This is a genomic window from Variovorax glucosi, from assembly GCF_051216695.1.
Lineage (GTDB): Bacteria > Pseudomonadota > Gammaproteobacteria > Burkholderiales > Burkholderiaceae_C > Variovorax.
The window spans coordinates 1-1,215 of the sequence record NZ_JBPJZE010000209.1 but is presented as its reverse complement, the minus strand read 5'-3'; the positions used below and the strand labels follow the sequence as shown (position 1 = coordinate 1,215).

At 66.2% G+C, this 1,215-nt stretch carries 2 protein-coding genes; both read right to left on the bottom strand.

The window, feature by feature from the left end; translation table 11 throughout:
• On the bottom strand, window positions 1-330 hold a 330-nt coding region (locus ACSFA3_RS24340; RefSeq protein ID WP_435507949.1), incomplete at its 3' end, for a hypothetical protein.
• Between the two features lie 129 nt (window positions 331-459).
• On the bottom strand, window positions 460-1,215 hold a 756-nt coding region (locus tag ACSFA3_RS24335), incomplete at its 5' end, for a TatD family hydrolase (protein ID WP_435507948.1).

Here is a 1,215-nt window from a genome sequence, read left to right as displayed (position 1 = left end):
GGCCGTCTTGTGGCCAGCGCCTTCGACGACTTCACCGGTCTTGGTGGCTGCCTTCTTGGTGGCGGTGGTGGCCTTCTTGGTCGTGCTCTTGGTGGCGCTCCAGGCCTTCTTGGTGCCCTTTTCGGTGGCGGCGACGGCCTTCTTGGTGGTGCGCTTGGTGGCGTCGACGGCGTCCTTGCCGGCTTCCTTCACCTTTTCAGTGGTGGAGGGCTCGGCCGGGGCCGGGGCGGTGGCAGCAGGCGCGGTGGTCTGGGCCACGGCCGACACGCCGATGGAGGCGAGCGCCAGCGCGAGGACGACGGGCACGGTGCGAATGAAAGAAGTGGTCATGTAAAGCTCCTTGTTGGATGAAGTTTTGAGTGACTGACTTGCCACTGAACCAGCAACGAACTGGTGAAGTTCAAGGATGACAGCAAATCCACGGCATCTGCACGCATCCGGGCAGATCGGGGCATTGGCCTACGCGGGGTGCGGCGGGCGTTCCGACAAGGCCATGAGGTTTTCGAGACGCGGCAGCGTTTCGAGCGCGTTCCGGGTGGTGGCCGCGGCCAGCTCCTCGATGCCGATGCCCCGCAGGCCGGCCACCACTTCGGCGATGCGCGGTAGTTCGGCCGGCTCGTTGCGGCCCTGCGGTTCGCCGGCGTCGCGCTGGGCCTGCGTGCGGTACAGCCAGTGCGGCTGGATGTCGGGCGCATCGGTCTCCATCACGATCGATTCGATCGGCAGCGTGGTGGCCAGCCGCCGCAGCTGCAGAGCCCGCTCGAAGGTCACCGCGCCGCCGAAGCCCAGCTTCAGGCCAAGATCGATGCACGCATGGGCCTGCTGCTCGCTGCCGTTGAAGGCATGGGCAATGCCCTGCCACGGCTTGCCGCCTGCCGTCTGCCGCAGGTGCTTGAGCACCTTGTCGACCGAGCGCCGCACGTGAATGAGCACGGGTAACCTATGCCTGCGTGCCAGTTGCAACTGAGTGTGAAAAAAGCGCTCCTGCTTCGGGCCGTCGAGCCCTTCGACGAAGTAGTCGAGCCCGATCTCGCCGACCGCCACGAGCCGCGGGTCGCCGCGCCGCGCGGTCAACTCGGCATCGAGGGTTTCGAGGTCTTCGTCCTTCGCCTCACCAGTGCACAACGGGTGGATTCCCAGCGCGTAGGCATCGCCCTGCGCATGGGCCAGTTCGCGCACAGTGGCGAAATTAAAGACGGCCACCGCCGGGATCAC